This is a genomic window from Kitasatospora sp. NPDC058478 (genome assembly GCF_042720345.1).
Lineage (GTDB): Bacteria > Actinomycetota > Actinomycetes > Streptomycetales > Streptomycetaceae > Kitasatospora.
Genome location: NZ_JBHXML010000028.1, coordinates 32773 through 53155, shown reverse-complemented (window position 1 = coordinate 53155; position 20383 = coordinate 32773). Strand labels below are relative to the sequence as shown.

Annotated in this window: 21 protein-coding genes; 12 read left to right on the top strand and 9 right to left on the bottom strand. The window is 74.1% G+C overall.

The genetic code is table 11. The features are described 5' to 3' along the window. Positions 1–434: 434 nt before the first annotated feature. Both ACFWPT_RS17600 and ACFWPT_RS17595 read left to right on the top strand, forming a co-directional pair. Positions 435–926 carry a DUF5994 family protein gene (locus ACFWPT_RS17600; protein ID WP_380377079.1) on the top strand — a complete coding sequence of 164 codons (492 nt, stop codon included), beginning with the start codon at positions 435–437 and terminating at the stop codon, positions 924–926. Positions 927–983: 57 nt separating this feature from the next. Next, complete coding sequence (locus ACFWPT_RS17595) at positions 984–1235, top strand: hypothetical protein (RefSeq protein WP_063350590.1); 252 nt, start codon at positions 984–986, stop codon at positions 1233–1235. Between the two features lie 42 nt (positions 1236–1277). On the opposite strand, the gene ACFWPT_RS17590 is transcribed toward ACFWPT_RS17595, so the two are convergent. Beyond that, positions 1278–1715 carry a ribonuclease domain-containing protein gene (locus ACFWPT_RS17590; RefSeq protein ID WP_380482578.1) on the bottom strand — a complete coding sequence of 146 codons (438 nt, stop codon included), beginning with the start codon at positions 1713–1715 and terminating at the stop codon, positions 1278–1280. Positions 1716–1856: 141 nt separating this feature from the next. On the opposite strand from ACFWPT_RS17590, the gene ACFWPT_RS17585 reads away from it, so the two are divergent. After that, positions 1857–2306, top strand: coding sequence for a DUF2809 domain-containing protein (locus ACFWPT_RS17585; RefSeq protein ID WP_380482576.1), 450 nt, complete (start codon positions 1857–1859; stop codon positions 2304–2306). 7 nt (positions 2307–2313) lie between these two features. Here ACFWPT_RS17585 and ACFWPT_RS17580 read toward each other — a convergent pair whose 3' ends face one another. Then, positions 2314–3096: an SGNH/GDSL hydrolase family protein gene (locus tag ACFWPT_RS17580; RefSeq protein WP_363373517.1), complete on the bottom strand. Its 783-nt coding sequence runs from the start codon at positions 3094–3096 to the stop codon at positions 2314–2316. 220 nt (positions 3097–3316) lie between these two features. Here ACFWPT_RS17580 and ACFWPT_RS17575 point away from each other — a divergent pair, with 220 nt between their 5' ends. The 3 genes from ACFWPT_RS17575 to ACFWPT_RS17565 all read left to right on the top strand — a co-directional run bounded on the left by ACFWPT_RS17575 (position 3317) and on the right by ACFWPT_RS17565 (position 6282). Next, positions 3317–4210: an MBL fold metallo-hydrolase gene (locus tag ACFWPT_RS17575; protein ID WP_380482574.1), complete on the top strand. Its 894-nt coding sequence runs from the start codon at positions 3317–3319 to the stop codon at positions 4208–4210. Between the two features lie 253 nt (positions 4211–4463). Then, entirely contained in the window at positions 4464–5291 is an 828-nt protein-coding gene (gene ddaH / locus ACFWPT_RS17570; protein WP_063350594.1) for a dimethylargininase, read from the top strand. A gap of 133 nt (positions 5292–5424) precedes the next feature. Then, entirely contained in the window at positions 5425–6282 is an 858-nt protein-coding gene (locus ACFWPT_RS17565) for a hypothetical protein (protein WP_380482572.1), read from the top strand. 15 nt (positions 6283–6297) lie between these two features. Here the strand turns inward: ACFWPT_RS17565 and ACFWPT_RS17560 are convergent, their stop codons facing one another. The 5 genes from ACFWPT_RS17560 to ACFWPT_RS17540 form a co-directional block, all read right to left on the bottom strand. Further along, positions 6298–6975: a lactate utilization protein C gene (locus tag ACFWPT_RS17560; protein ID WP_380482570.1), complete on the bottom strand. Its 678-nt coding sequence runs from the start codon at positions 6973–6975 to the stop codon at positions 6298–6300. Then, positions 6972–8417 (bottom strand): lactate utilization protein B, encoded by a 1446-nt coding sequence (locus tag ACFWPT_RS17555; RefSeq protein WP_380482568.1) that lies wholly within the window; start codon positions 8415–8417, stop codon positions 6972–6974. The genes ACFWPT_RS17560 and ACFWPT_RS17555 overlap by 4 nt, the downstream gene beginning before the upstream one ends. Next, entirely contained in the window at positions 8414–9175 is a 762-nt protein-coding gene (locus ACFWPT_RS17550) for a (Fe-S)-binding protein (protein WP_380482565.1), read from the bottom strand. The genes ACFWPT_RS17555 and ACFWPT_RS17550 overlap by 4 nt, the downstream gene beginning before the upstream one ends. Before the next feature lie 86 nt (positions 9176–9261). Beyond that, a complete protein-coding gene (locus ACFWPT_RS17545) occupies positions 9262–10440 on the bottom strand; it encodes a globin domain-containing protein (protein WP_363373508.1) in 1179 nt (392 codons plus the stop codon). 87 nt (positions 10441–10527) lie between these two features. Then, on the bottom strand, positions 10528–10971 hold the full coding sequence (locus ACFWPT_RS17540) for an Rrf2 family transcriptional regulator (RefSeq protein WP_363373506.1): 444 nt from the start codon (positions 10969–10971) through the stop codon (positions 10528–10530). 322 nt (positions 10972–11293) lie between these two features. Here ACFWPT_RS17540 and ACFWPT_RS17535 point away from each other — a divergent pair, with 322 nt between their 5' ends. The 3 genes from ACFWPT_RS17535 (at position 11294) to ACFWPT_RS17525 (ending at position 14917) form a co-directional block, all read left to right on the top strand. Beyond that, positions 11294–12943, top strand: coding sequence for a beta-propeller fold lactonase family protein (locus ACFWPT_RS17535; protein ID WP_380482562.1), 1650 nt, complete (start codon positions 11294–11296; stop codon positions 12941–12943). Between the two features lie 155 nt (positions 12944–13098). Further along, positions 13099–13779 carry a transcriptional regulator gene (locus ACFWPT_RS17530; protein WP_380482559.1) on the top strand — a complete coding sequence of 227 codons (681 nt, stop codon included), beginning with the start codon at positions 13099–13101 and terminating at the stop codon, positions 13777–13779. 7 nt (positions 13780–13786) lie between these two features. Further along, on the top strand, positions 13787–14917 hold the full coding sequence (locus ACFWPT_RS17525; RefSeq protein WP_380377058.1) for an aminotransferase class I/II-fold pyridoxal phosphate-dependent enzyme: 1131 nt from the start codon (positions 13787–13789) through the stop codon (positions 14915–14917). A gap of 77 nt (positions 14918–14994) precedes the next feature. On the opposite strand, the gene ACFWPT_RS17520 is transcribed toward ACFWPT_RS17525, so the two are convergent. Beyond that, on the bottom strand, positions 14995–15777 hold the full coding sequence (locus ACFWPT_RS17520; protein ID WP_063350602.1) for a glucosamine-6-phosphate deaminase: 783 nt from the start codon (positions 15775–15777) through the stop codon (positions 14995–14997). A 286-nt stretch (positions 15778–16063) separates the two neighbouring features. Beyond that, on the bottom strand, positions 16064–16471 hold the full coding sequence (locus ACFWPT_RS17515; RefSeq protein ID WP_380339484.1) for a hypothetical protein: 408 nt from the start codon (positions 16469–16471) through the stop codon (positions 16064–16066). Positions 16472–16753: 282 nt separating this feature from the next. Between ACFWPT_RS17515 and ACFWPT_RS17510 the strand changes: the two genes are divergently transcribed. The 3 genes from ACFWPT_RS17510 (at position 16754) to ACFWPT_RS17500 (ending at position 20332) form a co-directional block, all read left to right on the top strand. After that, positions 16754–17515, top strand: a complete 762-nt coding sequence (locus ACFWPT_RS17510) for a serine/threonine protein kinase (RefSeq protein ID WP_380482556.1) — start codon at positions 16754–16756, stop codon at positions 17513–17515. Positions 17516–17604: 89 nt separating this feature from the next. Further along, the gene (locus ACFWPT_RS17505) at positions 17605–19140 is read left to right on the top strand and encodes a serine/threonine-protein kinase (RefSeq protein WP_380482554.1); all 1536 of its coding nucleotides are present in this window, start codon (positions 17605–17607) and stop codon (positions 19138–19140) included. A 91-nt stretch (positions 19141–19231) separates the two neighbouring features. Then, positions 19232–20332 (top strand): calcium:proton antiporter, encoded by a 1101-nt coding sequence (locus tag ACFWPT_RS17500; RefSeq protein ID WP_063351661.1) that lies wholly within the window; start codon positions 19232–19234, stop codon positions 20330–20332. Positions 20333–20383 lie beyond the last annotated feature (51 nt).

Genomic DNA, 20383 nt, shown 5'->3' with positions numbered 1-20383 from the left:
CACCGGCCGGATCTCGGAGGAGGCCGGAAAGCGGCCGAGCTCCGGGTCCACCGGCAGCGCCCGGCGCCACGCCTGCGGATCCCCGGCCGCCCGGCCCCATTCCCGGCCCACCCGGCGCAGTACCCCGACCTGCTGCCGGTCGAGGACCGGCAGCGTGGCGTCGGGACTGGGTGCGCCGCCCGCCCCGGCGCCACCGTCGTCATTCTTCGTATTCGACACGACACACAGTGTTATGCATCGCGGCTCCCGGTGGCGCAGGACCGCCGCCGGGTCGTCGAGCAGGACCGCGCCCTCCCGCGCGGGCGTCCGCCGGCGCCCGTTCGGCCCCGGTGCGGTCGGAGTACCGTGGGAGGGCGGGGCGGCCCAGTTGCCGGAACCGAAGAGTCGGCCCCGTTCAGCGGGCCCGATCCGCGCCCGCGGAGAGGCGGCGAGCCATGTCGGACGATGCCGGTGCCCCGCACTCAGGGCTTCTGCCGGACCGCTTCCGGCAGGCGGTGAAACCGGGGACGGTCCTGCTGCGCCTGGAGACCACGCGGTCCCGCGAGGGCGCACTCGATGGCGCCTGGTGGCCGCGGTCACGGAACATCGGCGCCGAACTGCCCGGCCTGGTCGGCGCGTTGACCGAACATCTCGGCCCCGTGGTGAGCGTGGGCCTGGACGCGGACGCCTGGGACGAGGTGCCGGCCCGGATCGTCGTCGACGGCCGGTCGGTGCGCATCGACCGGTATCCGGTCGGCGACGACACGGTGATCGTCACGCGGGGCGACCGCGATCACTTCAGTCTGCTCGTGGTTCCGCCGCAGGCGGGCCGGGAAGCGGCCCTGGCCTCGATGGCCCGCGCGGTCCGGGCCGGCGGCACCGACTCGGCGCGGCAGATCCTCCTGGACACCGGCATCGGTTCCGAGCCCACGACCGAACTGCACTGACCGGACTGCACAGACCGGACAGCACCGAGGAGCGGCCCCGGGCCGGAGGAGGTCAGGATGCGGCACTACCGATGGGTCCTGGAGACCCAGAACGACGACGGCCACTGGGCCCGGCAGGGCGGCGAGCCCATGCCGAACCCCCTGGAGTACGACGGGCCGCCCCAGCAGGCCGCCAACCACGTCCGCGAGGTGTTCGTGCGCACGCTGTCCCGACCGGCCCCGGGGCCCCGGGCGGTCAGGGTCCGGGTCTGGGGCGGGTCCGACGCCGTCGGCGAGCCCGAGGCCGAGACCGAGTGGTCGCGCGAGTGACCCGCCCGGTCCCGGCCTACGGGCGGTGTCCGTGGGGTCGGATCAGGAGCATCCCGAGCCGATCTCGCGGAAGTTGGCGTAGTGGTCGTCGCTGTACCAGACGTGGTCGGTGGCGGGGTCGCGCACCAGGCGTTCGGCGTCGCGGTGCTGGCCGGGCGAGCGCGGGTTGACGTCGTACTCGCGGTAGTGGCCGGTCTGGGGGAGGTCGCCACTGCGGTTGCCGTAGACGTTGCTGCCCCGGATCACGAAGGGGGAGTCGGCCACCGGGTAGTCCCGAGGAGCGTTCGCGGTCGGCCAGTGCAGGTCGTGCCAGATCTGGCACGCCTCCTCGACCTGAGGCGGGAACTGGTCGACGGGCAGCGGGGGTTCGAGGATGCCGCGGACGATCCGCGGTGCGGGGTGGGCCGCGGGGACGGCGGCGCCGGCCGGGGCGGCGGAGGGAGCGGCGGCGGCCGTCAGGAACAGGGCGGCGGCGGCCATGCGGAGCAGGCTTCGGTGTGCGGTCACGCAGCGGCCAACGACGCCCGGGCGTCACGGATGCGCGAAGTCGCCCGTCCGGACCAGCCCCGGCGCCGGGCGCCGGGCGCCGGTGGCCGGCGGTCGGGTCGTAGGGTGGGGCGGGTGGATGATCTCTGGGGGCGCCTGCGGGTGCGGGCGGTGCCGCTGCTGGCGGCCGGGGCGACGGTGGCGGCCGGGCTGGGCGTGCGGGCCGGGCTGGGCGGGGACGTCGCCAAGTACGCCGGGGACACGCTCTACACGGTGCTGGTGTACGCGCTGGTGGTGCTGGTCGCGCCCCGTGTTCGACCGGGGCGGGCGGCGGTGGTGGCGGCGGGACTGAGCTGGGCGGTGGAGCTGTTCCAGATCACTGGTGTGCCCGACGAGTTGGGGCGGCGCAGCGGGCTGGTCCGGTTGGTGCTGGGGTCGACGTTCAATCCGCCGGACCTGTTCTGGTACCTGGTCGGCGCCGCGTTCGCCGCGCTGGTGCACCGGGTGCTGCGGACCGCGAAGGCCGCGTGGACCGCAAGGGCCGCAAGGGCTGCGAGGAGGACCGCAGCGCCCGGTGCCGCCTGACGCGACGTCAGAGCGGAAGCAGATCAGGCCGCTTGGCCTCGACGTGGTCCCCCGAGGACTCCCCGCGCAGCCGTCGGCCGACCCAGGGCAGCAGGTACTCGCGGGCCCACTGGAGGTTCTCGCGCCGCTGGTCGGCGGCGGACAGCTCCGGGGTGGTCGGCCAGGGCGCCTCCGGATCCTGCTCGGTGCGCAGCCCCAGGGAACGGGCGGCCAGCAGGGCGACCCGCTGGTGGCCTTCGGGGGAGAGGTGCAGCCGGTCCTCGCTCCAGGCCCGGCGGTCCTGGACGGCGCGCAGCGACCACAGGTCGGCCACCTTGCAGCCGTTGCGGTCGGCGACCGCCCGCATGTGCCCGTTGTACGTGGCGATCTTGCCGCGCAGGTGCTTGAACAGCGGCACGTCCCGGGTGTCGAAGCCGGTGCAGATCAGCACCGTCCCGGCGGAGGCGGTGAGTTGGACGATGGCCGCCTCGAAGCGCTCGGCGACCTCGTCCGGGTCGCTGCCGGGCCGCAGGATGTCGTTGCCGCCGGCGCAGAAGGTGGCCAGGTCGGGCTGGAGCCGGCGGACCTGCGGCACCTGCTCGGCCATGATCTGGTCCAGCAGTCGGCCGCGCACCGCCAGGTTGGCGTAGCGGAACCCGCCCGGCGGCCGTCCGTCGGCGAGCAGCCCGGCCAGGCGGTCGGCCCAGCCGGCGAAGGCGCCGTCGGCACCGGGGTCGTTCAGGCCCTCGGTGAAGCTGTCGCCGAGGGCGGCATACGAACTGAGGTCAAGGGTCTCCTGGAGGTTCGGCATGAAGGAGATAGTTCACCCATTCAAGTGACCTACGCCACCGTAGGTGACCCCGGCGGTACGTGAGATGGGCCACGTGCCCCACCCGGAATACAGCCGGAGTGCAGAGCGGCGGCCCCCGGAAACCACAAGATCCCGCCCCCCTTCCGCTTTTGGGCCCGCCCGGCCGATGCTCGAAGGGCGCGGCCGGCCCGGCCGCCGTCCTTCCAGGGGGAAGACATCCATGGCTCTGAATCCGACCTCCGGCCTGTCCGGGCAGTGGTCCGTCGACGACCGTTGCACCAACTGCGACGTGGCCCGGCAGCTCGCGCCAGGACTGATCCGTGAGCGCGCCGGCCGCTCCGAGCTGGTCCGCCAGCCGCGCGACGAGGCCGAGCACGGCCAGCTGCTCGCCGCCGCCCACGCCTGCCCCACCCGCTCCATCCGGCCGGGCACCGGCCCGCTCGACCCGGCCACCGACCCCTTCCCGCTGGCCCTCGACGACGGCCTGCTGCTGCTCGGCCACAACTCCCGCCACAACGCCGGGGCCAACTCCTACCTCTGCCGCCGACCCACGGGCTGGCTGATGGTCGACACGCCCCGCTACGCCGAGCCGCTCGCGGCCCGGTACGAGGCCCTCGGCCCGGTCACCGACATCCTGCTGACGCACCGCGACCACGCGGCGCACGGCCGGGCGTACGCCGACCGGCTCGGCGCCCGGCTCTGGATCCACGAGGGCGACCTGGACGCCGCGCCCGACGCCGACCGGGTGCTGCACGGCGTCGAACCGGTGGAGGTCGCCCCCGGCGTCACCGCCCACCCCTTCCCGGGCCACACCCGCGGCAGCGTGCTCTACCTGGTCGACGAGCGGTACTGCTTCACCGGCGACACCCTGTACTGGTCCCGCACCACCGGTGACCTGGAGGTGTACGACACCGTCACCTGGTACTCGATCGAGGAGCTCTCCGCCTCGCTGGACCGCAGCCTGGACGCGCTGCGCTTCGAGTGGCTGCTGCCCGGCCACGGCCAGCGGCACCGGATGCCCGCCGAGGAGGCGGCGGCCCGGCTGCGGGCGCTCGCCGACCGCTGTCGGGGCCTGCGGCCCGCGCCGGTGGACTTCGGCGCGGTCCGCTGGTGACGGTCTGCTGGTGACGGCCCGCTCGTGACGTTCGGCGCGGCCTGCCGGTGACGCTCGACGCGGTCCGCCCCGATGGTGCTCGACGCGGTCCGTCCCCATGGCGCTCGGCCGCGCGTGCGCCGGAGCCCGCGCCGGGTGCGCGGGGGCCTGCGCCCGCCGGGGGCGCCCGCGCGGGTGTGCGAACAGCCCTGCCGGGGCAGCGGCCTGGGGAACGGAATCCCCGAACTCCCCTGCACCCGAGGACGGTTGAGGAATGCCCACGCAGACCCCGGAGCGCACCGCCAGGCCGCGGCGCTACCTGATGTGCCGGCCGACGTACTTCACCGTCGACTACGCGATCAACCCGTGGATGGACCCGGCACAGCCCACCGACACCGCGCTCGCCGTCCGCCAGTGGGAGCGGCTGTACTGGCTGTACCGCCGCCTCGGCCACACCGTCGAGCTGATCGACCCGGTGCCCGGCCTGCCCGACATGGTCTACGCCGCCAACGGCGCGACCGTGCTGGACGGCCGGGCGCTGGTTGCGACCTTCCGCTACCCGGAGCGGGCCGCCGAGTCCGAGGCCTACCAGGCCTGGTTCCGCTCGCACGGCTACCGCGAGGTGCAGCGCGCCGGGCACGTCAACGAGGGCGAGGGCGACCACCTGGTGGCCGGCGGCCGGGTGCTCGCCGGGACGGGCTTTCGCACCTCCCGGGCCGCGCACGCCGAGGCGGGCGAGTTCTTCGGCGTCCCGGTGGTCGGCCTGACCCTGGTCGACCCGCGCTTCTACCACCTGGACACGGCGCTGGCCGTGCTCGCCGACGACCACGTCATGTACTACCCGGAGGCCTTCGACGCCGACAGCCGGGCCGTGCTGCGCACCCTGTACCCGGACGCGCTCCTCGCCGACCGGGCCGACGCCGAGGTGTTCGGCCTCAACGCGGTCTCGGACGGGCGCCGGGTGCTGCTGCCCGAGGCGGCGAAGCACCTGGCCGGGCGGCTCGTCGAGCACGGCTACCAGCCGGTCCCGGTGGACGTCTCGGAGCTGTTGAAGGGCGGCGGCGGAGCCAAGTGCTGCACGCTGGAGCTGCGGCCGGCCTGAGCCCGGCCCTGCCGTCGGCGCTGCCCTCCACACTGCCCTTCGCGCTGCCCTCGCGGACCTTCCCGGCCGTCCCGCCGTCCGGTAGAGCTTGGTCAGGGCATCCGGGGCGGTGCCGTGCCGACGGGAGGGCCACATGCGCGATCAGGCGTCCACATCCGAGGACGAGGCGGCGCGGCGGCGCAGGGCGGCGCCCGAGCGCCGGAGCGCGGACCTCCCGGCCGAGGGCGCCCGGGAGGCCGCGGCCGCCGGCCCGCTGTCCCCTTCGACGGCCCTGCCCCTGCAACGCACCCTCGGCAACGCCGCGGTGGCCCGGCTGGTCGAGCAGCAGCGGCACGGCCAGGAGGCCTCCGGCGGCGCGGGGGTGCCGGTCCAGCGGGCCCCCACACCCGGGGCCGGGCCGGCGACGCAGATCGCGCTCACCCACCTGACGGCCGACGACCTGGAAGGCGAGTGCGGCTACTTCGAGCGCAGGCGGCAGTTGAGCGTCGCCGCGCCCCAGCAGGGCGTCATCATCCAGGAGATCAACCGCGTCTTCGCCGTGGAGGAGTGGGACGGCACAAACTGGAACGCGATGTCGGGCAGCCGGATCGACTCGTACATCACCGCGAAGGGGTCGAGCGCCCACGCCACGGTCGCCCGTTACTGGGAGCTGTGGACGGTGGACGCGGCGGGCAACGTCTCGGACGGCGCCGAGGACACCTTCTCGCTGTGCTCGGTCATCCCCGGCCGCAAGCGCAAGGACACCACCCGGGGGACGTACACGATCACGGGCCGGGCGGTGTTCTACCCCACGGCCGTCGCGCCCGCGGACCTGGGATTCGCACCGGGCGGCGCCCCGCCGGCGGGCGGCCTGTTCAGCACGCTGGCCGACCCGACGGCGGCCATCGCGGGGCAGGGGCTGGCCGCTTCCGGGCGGCCGGTCGACTGCCGGGTGCAGGTCGCCTGGGACAGCTCGCAGGACGACAGGTACAGCGTCGTGACGATGAGCTGAGCCGCGGCGGTCCGGTCAGCCCTCGACCAGCAGCACCTCCAGGGTGCGCGGGCCGTGCACGCCCTCGACCCGGTCGAGCTCGATGTCGCTGGTCGCGGACGGCCCGGAGATCCAGGTCTGCGGGCGGGCCGGGTCGAGCCGGGGCAGTGCGAGCGGCACGGAGGCGACGACCTGCCCGGGCGCCCGGACGACGCACACGTGGTGGTCCGGGACGAGGGTGAGCAGCCGCCGCCCCTGGCCCGGTCCGGCGTCCAGCACGATCGTCCCGGTCTCGGCGATCGCGAGCGCGCAGCCGGTGACGACGCTGTCCACGGCGTCGAGCCGGGCGGCGGTGAGCGTGCCGTCGTCGGGGACGGCCGTGACGGCGGTGGCACTGAGCCAGGCGGGCGGCAGGCCGTGCGGCACGGCGACCGTGCGGCTGCCGCGTTCGGCCAGCAACCGGGCCAGGACGGCGGGCAGTTCGGCCTCGGTGCAGCGGTGTACCCGGGCCCGGTAGTCGGCCAGGTTGTGGTGCAGCAGGTCGAGCAGGGCCGCCGGATCGTCCGGACTGTGCGTACGCAGGTAGTCCCGGGCGACCGGCTCCTCCGCTGCCCGGTCCCGATCGGGGTCCCGGTCCGGGCCAGGGTCAGGGCCGGGGGCGGGGTCGGCGAGTGCGGCGCGGATCCGGGCGAGGATGAACTCCCGTGCGGTCATGAGCGGTTCCTTCGCCACCAGTCGCGGAACGGTTCGGCGGGCACCTCCGGGAGGTCCCGGGTGTCGGTCCAGGCCCGGCCCGGGCCGGGCAGCCGACGCGGGTGCAGCGCGCGGGTGCGCCCGGCGAGCCGCTCGGCGGCCGCGAGCGCCGCCGGGTGGTCGAGCACGTACCCGGCGGCCGCGATCGCGGCCCGCTCCAGCGGGTGTCCGCCCTGCTCGGCGACCCGCTCGCGCAGGTGCACCAGCACCTCGGGGATGTCGATCGCCACCGGGCAGACCTGGTAGCAGGCCCCGCAGAGCGAGGAGGCGTACGGCAGCGAGGCGTCCAAGGGGTTGGTGGTGCCGCGCAGTTGGGGTGTCAGGATGGCGCCGATCGGGCCGGGGTAGACCGAGCCGTAGGCGTGGCCGCCGGCCCGCTCGTACACCGGGCAGACGTTGAGGCAGGCCGAGCAGCGGATGCAGCGCAGCGCCTGGCGGCCGACCTGGTCGGCGAGCGCGGCGGTGCGCCCGTTGTCGAGCAGTACGAGGTGGAAGGCGGACGGGCCGTCGCCTTCCGTGGTGCCGGTCCACAGCGAGGTGTACGGGTTCATCCGCTCGGCGGTGGAGGAGCGGGGGAGCAGTTGCAGGAAGACCTCCAGGTCCTGCCAGGTCGGCACGACCTTCTCGATCCCGACGACGGAGATCAGCGTGCGCGGCAGGGTGAGGCACATCCGGCCGTTGCCCTCGGACTCGACGACCACCAGGGTGCCGGTCTCGGCGACCATGAAGTTGGCGCCGGAGACCGCGACCCGGGCGCGCAGGAACTTCTCCCGCAGGTGCAGCCGGGCCGCTTCGGCGAGTTCGGCGGGGGAGTCGGTCAGGCCCTCGGGCGCGGGGCGGCCCCAGGCGGCCATCCGCTCGGCGAAGATCTCCCGGATCTCGGCGCGGTTGCGGTGGATCGCGGGCACCAGGATGTGCGAGGGCCGGTCGTCGCCCAACTGCACGATGAGCTCGGCGAGATCGGTCTCGTAGGCGGTGATCCCCTCGGCGGCGAGCGCCTCGTTGAGCCCGATCTCCTGGGTGGCCATCGACTTGACCTTGACGACCTCCGTTTCGCCGGTGGCGCGGACCAGGTCGGCGACGATCCGGTTGGCCTCCTCGGCGTCGGCCGCCCAGTGCACGATGCCGCCGGCCGCGGTGACGGCCTCCTCCAACTGGACGAGGTAGCGGTCGAGATGGCGCAGCGTGTGGTCCTTGATCGCCTTGCCGGCGGCGCGCAGTTCGGCCCAGTCGTCGAGTTCGGCGACGGCGCGGGCCCGCTTGTCCCGGATGGTGTGGGTGGCGTGCCGCAGGTTGGCGCGCAGCCGCTCGTCCTGGACGGCCTCCGCCGCGGCCTGCGGGAAGGTCGCCTGCGCAGAGGTCGCCTGCGGGAAGGCGGGCATGCCGAGGAAGGTGCCGGTCATGCGGGCCTCCACGGGTGTTCCTCGGTGCTGGCGAGGATCTCCGCCAGGTGCAGCGGGCGCAGTGCCGCGCCCCGGCGGCGCAGCGTGCCGCCGAGGTGCAGCAGGCAGGAGTTGTCGGCGCCGCACAGGACTTGGGCGCCGGTGCCGAGCGCGTGGGCGATCTTGTCCTCGGCCATGGCCGCCGAGACGGCCGCGTTCTTGACGGCGAAGGTGCCGCCGAAGCCGCAGCACTCCTCGGCGCCGGGCAGTTCGACCAGTTCCAGTTCCCGGACGGCGCGCAGCAGCCGCAGCGGCCGTTCGCCGAGGCCGAGCACCCGCAGGCCGTGGCAGGAGGGGTGGTAGGTGACGGTGTGCGGGAAGTGCGCGCCGACGTCCTCGACGCCGAGCACATCGGTGAGGAACTCGGTCAGTTCGTACACCCGGGGCGTCAACGAGGCTGCCATGGAGTCGAGTTCGCCGCCCCGGCCGTCGGCGGCGGCCCGGGCTCCGATCCGCGGGTAGTTGTCCCGGACCATGGCCACGCACGATCCGGAGGGCGTCACCACGTGCTCGTACCCGGCGAAGGCCCGTGCGGTGCGCCGCAGCAGCGGCTCGCACGCCCGCCGGTAGCCGGTGTTGTACTGCGGCTGCCCGCAGCAGGTCTGCCCGGCGGGGAAGTCCACGGTCACGCCGAGGCGTTCGAGCAGCCGGACGGTGGCGACCGCCGTGGCGGGGAACAGCGCGTCGTTGACGCAGGTGGCGAACAGTGCGACCCGCATCGGCCCTCCTTTCGTCCGGCGACACCGGCCGGCCCGCTCGTGATCGTACCGAGCGGGCCGGGGGATGTCGGGGACCTCAGGGGGTCTCAGGCGAGCCAGAGGTCGGGGCCGAACACCTCGTAGTGGATGTCCGCCGCCGGGACGCCCGCCGTGAGGAGCTGCTCGCGGACGGCGCGCAGGAAGGGCAGCGGGCCGCACAGGTAGGCGGTGGTGCCGGCGGGGACGTCGACGGTGGAGAGGTCGACCAGGCCGGTGCGCTCGGCGGGCCAGTCGCCGAGCGGCCGCTCGTAGAAGACGTGGGCGGTGGCGTTCGGCAGCTTGGCGGTGAGCTGGGCGAGGTCGGCGCGGAAGGCGTGGGTGAGCTGGTCGCGGTCGCCGTGTACCGAGACGACCTGCCGGGGGGAGCCGGTGGCGGCGAGGTGGTCGAGCATGGCGGTCATCGGGGTGTTGCCGATGCCGGCGGAGGCGAGCAGCACCGGCCCGTCGCCGTCGGCGAGGGCGATGTCGCCGAGCGGGGGTGCGAGGTGGACGAGGCCGCCGGTGTGCAGGTGGTCGTGCAGGTGGGCGGAGACCTCGCCGCCGGGCTCGCGCTTGACGGTGAAGCGCAGCGCGCCGTCGGCGGTGCCGGAGAGGCTGTACTGGCGGATCTGCCGGGCGCCGTCGGGCAGTTCGGTGCGCACCGAGACGTACTGGCCGGGTCGGGCGGCGGGGACGGGGCCGCCGTCGGCGGGGCGCACCAGGAAGGTGGTGACGGTGTCGGTCTCCTGGTAGCGGGCGACGACGGTGTAGGGGCGCCAGAGGTCGGCCTGGTCGCCGCCGGCGGCGGCCTCGGCGCGCAGCCGGTCCTCGACGGCGACGAGGGCGTTGGCCATCAGCCAGTACACCTCGTCCCAGGCGGCGGCGACCTCGGGGGTGACGGCTTCGCCGAGCACGTCGACGATGGCGGCGAAGAGGTGCTCGTGGACGATCCGGTACTGGCTGCTGTCGATTCCGACGGAGACGTGCTTGTGGGCGATCCGGGCGAGCATCGCGTCCGGCCGCTGGTCGGGGTGGGCGACCAGTGCGCCGGCGAAGGCGGCTATCGACCCGGCGAGCGCCTGCCGCTGGGTGCCGTTGGCCTGGTTGCCGCGGTTGAACAGGTCGCGCAGCAGCTCCGGGTGGGCGGCGAACAGCCGGTCGTAGAAGAGCGGGGTGATGTCCCCGATGGCGCCGCCCACGACGGGCAGGGTGGCCTCGATGACCTCGGCGGACTTGGCGGACAGCATCAGTCCGGCTCCTAATTGGTATGTGAGATTCGCATTAAAGGCCGTGCGTGAGCCCGGCCCCGGGGATGGGGGATGGGGAGTGGGGGATCAGGCGGTGGGTCTGGTGGTGAGGCCGAGCAGTACGGGCCCGGTGGGCGCGGCCACCAGGTCGTCGATGCTGAGCGGGTCGAGCGCGGCGAAGAACGCCTCCTGGGCGGTCCGCAGCGCACCGCGCAGGCGGCACGCGGCCCGCAGCGGGCACGGCGGGTCGTCCTCGCAGCCGACCACGTCGCCGACCCCCTCCAGCTCGCGCAGGAGCAGGCCGAGCGAGCCGGTCCGGCCGGCGAAGGTGAGCAGCAGCCCGCCGCCGCGTCCGCGCCGGGCCTCCACCACCCCGAGGTGCTGCAGGCGGCTGACCACCTTCGCCGCGTGGGTGTACGGCACGCCGACCGCCTCGGCCACCTCGCGGGTGGTCGGGTTGGCGTCCTCGCTCAGGACGGCCAGCCGCATGGCGATCCGCAGGGCGATGTCGGTGCTCTTGGTCAGCCTCACGTTCGAAACGCTATCGAATACGACTCCACAACTCCAATTTCCTGCACGCCCCGCCCCCGACCGGTCCCGACCAGCCCACGCCCGGCCCACGCCCGGCCCACGCCCGGCCCGCGCCCGGCCCCAGGCCGACCCCCGGTCGCGACGGGGAGGGGGGCGGGGTTGCTGCTGTCCGAATCTCGGTCGAATCTGAACAGTTGGCGACATTACCGATCAGTCCCTGACGGATGGTCATACCGGCTTCTACGCTTCGTGCGGCTCCGGATCCGCAGGGGGCTGGAGCGACCGGCGTTGCATCCCTTGACCGACCATGCTGGAGAGACTCGTGAGAACACGTCGCGCACCCGGGCGCACCTGGACGGCCGTGACCGCGATAGCCGCGGCCACGGCCGCACTGCTGTCGCAGCCCGCCACCGCCGAGGCCGCCACACCGCCGCCGACCGTCAAGGCGCACGTGCCGGTGGCGCCCTACCCGGCGGGCGTGGCGCTCACGCCGGACGGCGGCCACGCCTACGTGACCAGCCAGAGCAGCGGCACCGTGAGCGTGCTGGACACCACGAGCAACACGGTGGCCGCCACCTTCAATGCCGGCACCGGCTCCTACGCGGTCGCCCTGTCGCCCGACGGGCACCGGGCGTACCTGACCCACCACCTCGACGGCACCGTCAGCGTCGTGGACACCACGAGCAACACCGTGACGGCCACCGTCCCGGTCGGCGCCCAGCCGTGGGGCCTCGCGCTCTCCGCGGACGGCTCGCGCGCCTACGTCGGCAACGCCGGGGCCAACACGGTGAGCGTGCTGGACACCACCACCAACACGGTCACCGCCACCGTCCCGGTCGGCGCCGAACCGCACGGGCTGGCCGTCTCGGCGGACGGCAAGCGGCTCTACGTCGCCGCCTCCGGTGCGAAGGCGGTGAACGTGATCGACACCGCGAGCAGCACGGTGAGCGCCACCGTTCCCGTCGGCCACAGCGTCTTCGGCCTCGCGCTCAGCCCGGACGGCACCCGGCTGTGGGCCGCCGACGCCGACGACGCCACCGCGAGCGTGGTCGACACCACCGGCAACACGCTCGTCGGCACCGTCGCCGTCGGCGCCGGCCCGTACGCCGTCTCGCTCGCCCCGGACGGCAGCGCGGCGTACGTCTCCAACTACGCCGACAACACGGTCAGCGTGGTGGACACCGCCAGCCGGACGGTCACCGCGACCGTTCCGGTCGGCGCGAGCCCGTACAGCCTGGCGATCACCGGCGACGGCCGGCGCGGCTACCTCACCGACTTCACCGGCGGCGCCGTCGACGTGCTCGACTTCCCGCTGCCCGTCCCGGCCGTCACCGGGATCAGCCCGTCCGGCGGCTCGGGGGTCGGCGGCACGACGGTGACCGTCACCGGCACCGACCTGAACGGCGCCACCACCGTGACCTTCGGCGCGGCGGGCGCCGCCACCGCCTTCAACTGCACCAAGACCAGCTGCACCGCCACCGCCCCCGCCACCACGGTGACCGGGCCGGTGGACGTCCGGGTCACCGCGCCCGGCGGCACCAGCGCCGCCGTCGCCGCCGACCGCTTCAGCTACACGGCCCCCAGCGCCCACCTCGGCGTCGCCCTGACCGCCACGCCGGTGTCCAACCTGCTGAGCGGCCGGGTCGACTACACCGTCACGCTGACCGGCCAGGGCCCCGACACGCTGACCTCGGGCACCGTCTCCGCCGACCTCCCGGCCGGCCTCGCGGCGACCTCCAGCGACTGCACCATCGCGGGCACCAAGCTCACCTGCAAGCTCACCGGGCCGCTCGCCAAGGGGGCGAGCACCACCCGGCACTTCTCGATCTCGGTCGGCCTGCTCAGCCTGATCCGCAGCTTCGACGTCACGGTGGCCCGCACCGCGGGCGTGCCCGCCGACCCGACCCCGGCCACCAGTCGGGACACCCGCAGCTGCACCGCCGTCCTCGGACTGCTGATCACCTGCCACTGACCCTCCCCGAGCTCCGAGGGCCCCGCCGGCGTCACGGCGGGGCCTTCGTCGTCGCCGCAGGCGCCGGATGCCCGGACGACCGGACGAAACGCCTGAAGGAAACGCCTGAACGAAAGATCTGGACCAAACGTCTGGTCTGGACGTACAGTCCGAACATGACCACCGAAACCCCCGACCCGCGCGTCCGGACCTGGACACCGGTCTGCCGCGCCGTGGCCCTGCTGCTCGGGCCGTACGCCGAGGTGGTGCTGCACGACGCCACCGCCGACCAGGTGCTGGCCATCTGGAACCCGATGACCCCCCGCACCCCCGGCGACCCGTCGCTGCTCGGCGAACTGGACACCCTCGACCCGTCCGCCCCCGACGTCTACGGGCCCTACGAGAAGCTGCTGCCCGACGGGCGCCGGCTCTCCTCCGTCAGCGCCGTGCTGCGCGACGACGCCGGACGGCCCTCGGCGGTGCTCTGCGTCAACCTCGACCGGGGCCCGCTGGAGCACGCCGCCGCCCTGCTGGCGGGTTTCGCCGCGCCCACCGCGCCCCGCCCCGAACCGCTCTTCGAACGCGACTGGACGGAGCGGATGAACGACGTGATCGGCGGCTACGTCCGAGCGCACGGCCGCCCGCTCGAACGCTTCGGCCGCGAGGACCGGCTCGCCGTCCTGCGCGAACTCGACCAGGCCGGGGTGTTCGCCGTCCGCCGCGCCGTCCCGGCCGTCGCCACCGCACTGCGGGTCTCCCGTTCGACCGCCTACACCCTGCTCGCCGAGCTCAAGCAGGCCCCCGAGCCCCGGCACCCCGACACAGACGCCGACGTCGGCGCCGACGAGAGCGAGTGACAGAGAGATGACCAGGCTCCCCGACTTCCGGCTCGAAACCTACTTCTCGCGCTGGGAGTTCAGCGCCCGCCACCACCTCGCCGCCTCCGACGCCCAGACCATGACGATGGCCGAACTCCTCGCCCTGGCCGGCCCCGAGGACCGCCGGGCCTGGGACGGCCTCGCCCTCGGCTACACCGAGACCTACGGCGATCCGGAGCTGCGCCGCGCCATCGCCGGGATGTACCAGGAGGTCGACGCCGACGACGTGCTCTGCTTCGGCGGCGCGCAGGAGGGGCTCAACCTCGCCATGCAGGTGCTCCTCGACCGGGGCGACCACGCCGTGGTGGTGACCCCCAACTACCAGTCCGCCGAGACCATCCCGCTCTCGCTCTGCGAGGTGACCGGCGTCGCCCTGGACGAGAAGGACGACTGGGCGCTCGACCTCGACGCGGTCACGGCCGCACTGCGCCCGAACACCCGGGTGCTGTCGGTGAACTTCCCGCACAACCCGACCGGCAAGGTCATCGACGCGGCCGACTTCACGCGGCTGGTGGAGCTGTGCGACGAGCGCGGCATCCGGCTCTTCTCCGACGAGGTCTACCGCGGTCTGGAGCGCGACCCGGCCCGTGCGCTGCCGCAGGCCGCCGACCTCTCCGCGCGCGCCCTCTCGCTCAACGTCACCTCGAAGTCGCTCGGCCTGCCCGGCCTGCGGATCGGCTGGATCGCCTGCCGCGACCGGGAGTTGCGCTCCCGGCTGGAGCGGGCCAAGCACTACACCACGATCTGCAACTCGGCGCCGAGCGAGGTGCTGGCCCGGATCGCGATCAACGCCCGCGAGCAGATCCTGGCGCGCAACCGCGCGATCATCGCGGAGAACCTGCCGCGGTTCGACGCGTTCTTCGCCGAGTTCGGCGACCTCTTCGAGTGGCGCGCCCCGGACGGCGGCTGCGTCGCCTACCCGCGCTACCTCGGGGCGGACGGGGTCGAGGACTTCTGCACCGCGCTGGTCGAGCAGGCGGGCGTCCTGCTGCTGCCCGCGAGCATGTTCCACTCCGACCTGACGCCCGCCCCCGCCGACCGCTTCCGGATCGGCCTGGGGCGCCGCGATCCGGGCCCCGCCCTGGCGGCCTTCGGCGACTGGCTCCGCGGGCGCTGACCGCCGGGTGCTGCTGGAAAGGAATGCGGTTCGGGCCCGTTCGGAAGGCGACTGCCTCCCGAACGGGCCCGCCGACCTCAGAGCTTCTGCCAGGCCGGCTTGGCGGCGTAGGTGTCGCGGAAGTAGTCGGCGAGCTTGAGGCCGGAGGCGGCGGCCTCGTCGACCACCACGGTGGCGTGCGGGTGGAGCTGCAGCGCCGAGGCGGGGACGGCGGCGGACAGCGGCCCCTCGACGGAGAGGGCGACGGCCTCGGCCTTGGCCTCGCCGGTGGCGAGCAGGACGAGGTGGCGCGCCTCCAGGATGGTCCCGATGCCCTGGGTGATGACGTGGTGCGGGACCTCGTCGAGGCTGTCGAAGAACCGGGCGTTGTCCTCGCGGGTCTGCCGGGTGAGCGTCTTGATCCGGGTCCGGGAGGCCAGCGAGGAGCAGGGCTCGTTGAAGCCGATGTGACCGTCGGTGCCGATGCCGAGCAGCTGGAGGTCCACGCCGCCGGCCGCGGCCAGCGCGCGGTCGTAGGCGGCGGCCGCCGCGGCGATGTCCGTCGCGTTGCCGTCCGGGCCGAGGAAGGAGTCCTCGGTCAGGCCCAGCGGCTCGACGACCTCGCGCAGCACCACCGAACGGTAGGACTCGGGGTGGCCGGCGGGCAGGCCGACGTACTCGTCGAGCTGGCAGATGCGCGCCCGGGAGGCGTCGAGCCGGCCGTCGCGGACCCGTTCGGCGAGGGCCTGGTAGATCGGCAGCGGCGTCGAGCCGGTCGCCACGCCGAGCAGGGCCTCGGGCTTGCCGGTCAGCAGATCGGTGATCGCCGCGGCGATGAGTTCGCCAGCCGCTGAGGCGTCAGGGACGATCACGATTTCCATACTGGTCCACCGTTCTGAGCCGGGTGCTTGGTCTAGACCCTTGAGGTCTAGACCAGTTTGCCGTGAACGGGTGCCCCAGGTCCACTCGGGCCCTGGTCGGAGCCGCTCTGCGGGGCTGCACATGCCGACGGGCCGGCCGCCGGGTGCGCTGGCGGCCGGCCCTAGGCCCTGCCCGGGAGCCGGGGCGCGGACGCCCCGGCGGGTGGGGTGGATCGGGTCGGGTCGATCGAGGACCTCGGTGCTGGTGGAGCGGCGCAGTCCGTCAGGACGGGTCGGGAGCCGCCCGTCAGAACGGGTTGGTACAGGTGGTGACCTGCCGGGTCGCCTCCAGCGCCGGGCCGGCGGTGGCGCAGATGATCCGCAGGTCGGTGGTGACGACGCGCGGGGTGACCGCCTTCGCGGAGCCCAGGCGCACGGTGGTCGCGGAGGCGACCGTCTCCCACGGGCTGCCCCAGGCCTTCTGGGTCCGCACCTCGACCTGAACCATCGTCAACTGGCGCGAGTCGGCGGAGACCTGGGCGACGCCGAAGAAGCCCTCGCCGTCGTGCTGGTGCGAGATGCAGGGCGTGTTGAGCACGGCGGCGCAGGCCACCGCTTCGTTCTCGGTCGTCGCCGGGGCCGCGATGGCCGGTCCGGCCGCCAGGCCTGCTATCCCTGCCACCATCATCGTCACAGCTGCGATCCGAGCGCGCATGATATGAACCTCCTTGGAAATTAAGGGGATCTCACTCCTTGAGATGAGTCTTGCACAGAACGTGGTCATGTCGTGTGTGTGTTGCGTCACACTCAAGGTGACCATTCAACTACGTGCTGCAACCGCCTGTCGGGCGGTCGACGGACCGCCAGGTGGGAGGCCTGCGGGCAACTCGGCGACGCCCGGCCCGGGTTGGCGGTGTCCCTTCACTCGTCCGAGTGGCGAACTGCCGTCGGGGCGAATCGGGCCGTTAGCATCGACCCGAACCACGGAGGTGTCTGCGTGGACACGGTCATCGTGCAACTGCCCGACCGGGGGCCCGTGATGGCACCCGGCGAACCGCCCGGCCTGCTGCGGATGGGCCCCGGCGAGGTCGCGGTGTTCGGGCGCGGCGAGCCCGGCCGCCCGGCCCCCATCCCGCTGCCCGACCAGGGCGTCTCCCGGCGCGCGGGGGAGGTCACCGCCGCCGAGGACTACTGGCGGCTGTCCAACTTCAGCACCTCCGCCACCTACGTGGTGGAGAACCTGGAGGGCGCGGGCGAGCACGTCAAGGTGGCGCCCGGCCGGCTCGGCGCGCCCGTCCCGTTCGAGTTCTCCCGGGTGCTGCTGCCCGCCCTCGGCGAACCCGCCTCGTTCAAGGTCTTCGCCCCGCAACACGCCTACCTGGAGGGTCGGCCAGGCGGCGTCGAGGGCGAACTCACCGTCAGCCCGTTCGCCCTCGACCCGACCGCCAAGTACTTCCTGGTGCTGCTCGCGCTCTGCGAGCCCCGGCTGCGCTCGCCCTCCGCCGCCGTCGTCCCCGGTGTGACGGACGTGCTGGCCCGGCTGCGCGCCCTGCCCTCCTGCCACGGGCTGACCCGCTCGGCGGTCAACTACCACATCGACTACCTGGTGTGGACGAAGCTGCGGCTGCGCGAGCCGTACGAGGACGGACCCGGCGGCGGCAAGCGCGAGGAACTCGCGGCCCTGGCACTGAAGTTCGACCTCGTCCGGGAGGAGCACCTGGCCCTGCTCCCGCCCCGGCGCCCGGTCGCCCGACCGTGAGGCCCGCCGGCCAGCCGCCCGACGGGCAGCCGCCCGTAGAGCCGGTACCCGTAGAGCCGGTACCCGACGAGCCGGCGTCCGAGCAGCGGGTGCCGGAGAAGGACCAGCCCCTGCCGGAGCGGCAGTTCGAGGTGCCGGCCGGCTACCGGCTCGCGGGCTACCGCACCGGCGCCTACCTCGGGGCCGGTGCCTGGGGCAGCGTGTACGCGGCCGAAGGCCCCGACGGCACCCCGGCCGCCGTCAAACTGCTCAGCCCCGCCCGGCTCAGCCCCGGCCAGCGCCGGACCATGACGGAGGTCGCCCGCAGCGAGATGCGCTTCAGCCGCCGCGCGGACCACCCCCACCTGATCCGCACCCTCGCCGTGACGGTCGTCGACGACCCGGCCCACCCCGGCCTGGACGGCGCCGTCGCCCTGGTGATGGAACGCGCCGCCCGCAGCCTCCAGGACGTCCTCGCCGCCGCCCGCCCCGGCGCCCCGGTGCCCGGTGCCGAACGCGTCCTCGCCGAGGTCTGCGCCGGGCTCACCCACATGCACCGGGGCGGCTGGGTGCACGGGGATCTCAAACCGGCCAACATCCTGCTGATGTCCGACGGCACCGCCAAGATCGCGGACTTCGGCCTCACCGCCGAACTGGAGGGCACCCACGCCTACGCGCCGCCGCTCGGCTCGCCCGACCACGTCCCGCCCGAGTGGTGGTCCGAGCGCACCGGCGCGCGCGGCGTCGCGGTGCGCCCCAGCGCCGACATCTGGGCCTTCGGGGTGATCGCCCACCAGGTGCTCACCGGCGGCCTGCACCCGTTCCTCGGCGCCACCGCCCGGGCCCGCTCGCTGGCCGCCCAGGCGTACGCGCGCGGCGCGGCGCCGCTGCGGCTGGACGAGGCGCTGCCCGGGCCCTGGCGGGCCGTGGTCACCGCCTGCCTGGCCCCCGGGCGGGAGGAGCGGGCCCGCACCGACCTCGCCGCGCTGGTCGCCCGGGCCGTCGCGCGTCCGGCCTGCCGCCGCGGCGCCGCCCTGCGGGCCGCCACCGGCCTGCTGGCCTGCGCCGCCACCGTCCTCGTCCTGACCGGGGCCCCCGAGCCGGAGGCCGCGGAGCAAGGCGCCGCAGTACCCGCCGCGGGGTCGGCCGCCCACCCGGCCGCCCATCCGGCCGCGCCCCCGCTGCCCGGCGCGATCCCGGCCGGCTCCGACGTCCCGGTGGCCTACCGCGGCATGATCGAGGACGCCGCCCGGCGCTGCCCCGAGCCCGAGATCACCCCGGTGCTGCTGGCCGCGATGCTCAAGGCCGAGAGCGGCTTCGACCCGAACGCGGCCCGCCCGGAGACCGGCGAGTACGGCATCGCCATGTGGACGCCCGCCGTCTTCGACGCCTGGGCGAAGGCCGCGGCCCACGACGGCCCCAAGTCCTACCTGGACCCGGGCGACGCGATCGCCGCGATGGGCAACTACGTCTGCTGGCTGGACCAGCAGCTCAAGCACCGGGGCTTCACCCGCGACCTGCCGGCCCTGGTCACCGCCGCCTACCGGACCAGCGACAAGACGGTGGCGGCCGCCGAAGGTGTCCCGGAACGGGTCCGCCCGCACGTCGACAAGGTGCTCCGGTACCTAGCCGACTACGGCGGGTGAGCGGGCAAAACGGGATGAGTTGTACCACATCCCTACGTATCCCGGCGCGGTCAGCCGGGTGGGCGGGCCCCGGTCTGGGATGCTCGGCGGCATGATCACGAAGCTCCGCGCGGCCACCGCGCAATGGACCGTCGTCGTTCCGGTGGTGTCGTTCGTCGTCCTCGCCCTGACCTGGCACCGGGACCTGCCCGGTTGGGTGGTGGGCGTCGTCGCCTGCTTCCTGGCCGGCGCCGTGCTCGCCGCCGTGCACCATGCCGAGGTGATCGCACACCGGGTCGGGGAACCCTTCGGATCGCTCGTGCTCGCGGTGGCGGTCACCGTGATCGAGGTCGCGCTGATCGTGACGCTGATGGCCGACGGCGGCTCCAAGTCCGCCACCCTGGCCCGGGACACCGTGTTCGCCGCCGTGATGATCACCTGCAACGGCATCCTCGGCCTGTCCATCCTGGTCGCCGCGATCAAGTACCGGACCGCCGTCTTCAACGCCGAGGGCACCGGCGCCGCGCTCGCCTGCATCGGCACCCTCGCCACCCTCAGCCTGGTGCTGCCGACCTTCACCACCAGCTCCCCGGGCCCGCAGTTCTCCACCACCCAGCTGGTCTTCGCGGCCACCGCCTCGATCGTGCTGTACGGGCTGTTCGTGACCACCCTGACCTTCCGGCACCGGGACTACTTCCTGCCGGTCACCCCCGAGGGCCGGGTGCTCGACGAGGAGGACCACGCCGCGCCGCCGACCGCCAAGGCCGCCTGGATCAGCCTGCTGCTGCTCGGCGTGGCCCTGGTCTCCGTGGTCGGCCTCGCCAAGGGCGTCTCGCCGACCATCGAGCACGCCGTGGACGACGCCGGACTGCCGCACTCCGTCGTCGGCGTCGTGATCGCCCTGCTCGTCCTGCTGCCGGAGACCATCGCGGCGCTGCGCGCGGCCCTGCGCAACCGGGTGCAGACCAGCCTCAACCTGGCCCTCGGCTCGGCGCTCGCCAGCATCGGCCTGACCATCCCGGCCGTCGCGATCGCCTCCTCCTGGCTCTCCGGCCCGCTCGTCCTCGGTCTCGGCCCGGCGCACATGGTGCTGCTGACCCTGACCATCGTGCTCGGCACCCTGACGGTCATCCCGCGCCGGGCCACCCCGCTCCAGGGCGCCGTGCACCTCGCCGTGCTGGCCGCCTACGTGGTGCTGGCGCTCAACCCCTGACGCCGCCGCAGCAGTTCCCCAGAGCCCCTGCCTCCGACACCGCCGTCGGAG

What these genes read in the sequence shown, in the direction of transcription:
- ACFWPT_RS17600 (WP_380377079.1), top strand. Translation starts at nt 435, where the DNA reads ATGTCGGACGATGCCGGTGCCCCGCACTCAGGGCTTCTGCCGGACCGC.
- ACFWPT_RS17595 (WP_063350590.1), top strand. Translation starts at nt 984, where the DNA reads ATGCGGCACTACCGATGGGTCCTGGAGACCCAGAACGACGACGGCCAC.
- ACFWPT_RS17590 (WP_380482578.1), bottom strand. Translation starts at nt 1,715, where the DNA reads ATGGCCGCCGCCGCCCTGTTCCTGACGGCCGCCGCCGCTCCCTCCGCC.
- ACFWPT_RS17580 (WP_363373517.1), bottom strand. Translation starts at nt 3,096, where the DNA reads ATGCCGAACCTCCAGGAGACCCTTGACCTCAGTTCGTATGCCGCCCTC.
- ACFWPT_RS17575 (WP_380482574.1), top strand. Translation starts at nt 3,317, where the DNA reads ATGGCTCTGAATCCGACCTCCGGCCTGTCCGGGCAGTGGTCCGTCGAC.
- ddaH (WP_063350594.1), top strand. Translation starts at nt 4,464, where the DNA reads ATGCCCACGCAGACCCCGGAGCGCACCGCCAGGCCGCGGCGCTACCTG.
- ACFWPT_RS17565 (WP_380482572.1), top strand. Translation starts at nt 5,425, where the DNA reads ATGCGCGATCAGGCGTCCACATCCGAGGACGAGGCGGCGCGGCGGCGC.
- ACFWPT_RS17560 (WP_380482570.1), bottom strand. Translation starts at nt 6,975, where the DNA reads ATGACCGCACGGGAGTTCATCCTCGCCCGGATCCGCGCCGCACTCGCC.
- ACFWPT_RS17555 (WP_380482568.1), bottom strand. Translation starts at nt 8,417, where the DNA reads ATGACCGGCACCTTCCTCGGCATGCCCGCCTTCCCGCAGGCGACCTCT.
- ACFWPT_RS17550 (WP_380482565.1), bottom strand. Translation starts at nt 9,175, where the DNA reads ATGCGGGTCGCACTGTTCGCCACCTGCGTCAACGACGCGCTGTTCCCC.
- ACFWPT_RS17545 (WP_363373508.1), bottom strand. Translation starts at nt 10,440, where the DNA reads ATGCTGTCCGCCAAGTCCGCCGAGGTCATCGAGGCCACCCTGCCCGTC.
- ACFWPT_RS17530 (WP_380482559.1), top strand. Translation starts at nt 13,099, where the DNA reads ATGACCACCGAAACCCCCGACCCGCGCGTCCGGACCTGGACACCGGTC.
- ACFWPT_RS17525 (WP_380377058.1), top strand. Translation starts at nt 13,787, where the DNA reads ATGACCAGGCTCCCCGACTTCCGGCTCGAAACCTACTTCTCGCGCTGG.
- ACFWPT_RS17520 (WP_063350602.1), bottom strand. Translation starts at nt 15,777, where the DNA reads ATGGAAATCGTGATCGTCCCTGACGCCTCAGCGGCTGGCGAACTCATC.
- ACFWPT_RS17515 (WP_380339484.1), bottom strand. Translation starts at nt 16,471, where the DNA reads ATGCGCGCTCGGATCGCAGCTGTGACGATGATGGTGGCAGGGATAGCA.
- ACFWPT_RS17500 (WP_063351661.1), top strand. Translation starts at nt 19,232, where the DNA reads ATGATCACGAAGCTCCGCGCGGCCACCGCGCAATGGACCGTCGTCGTT.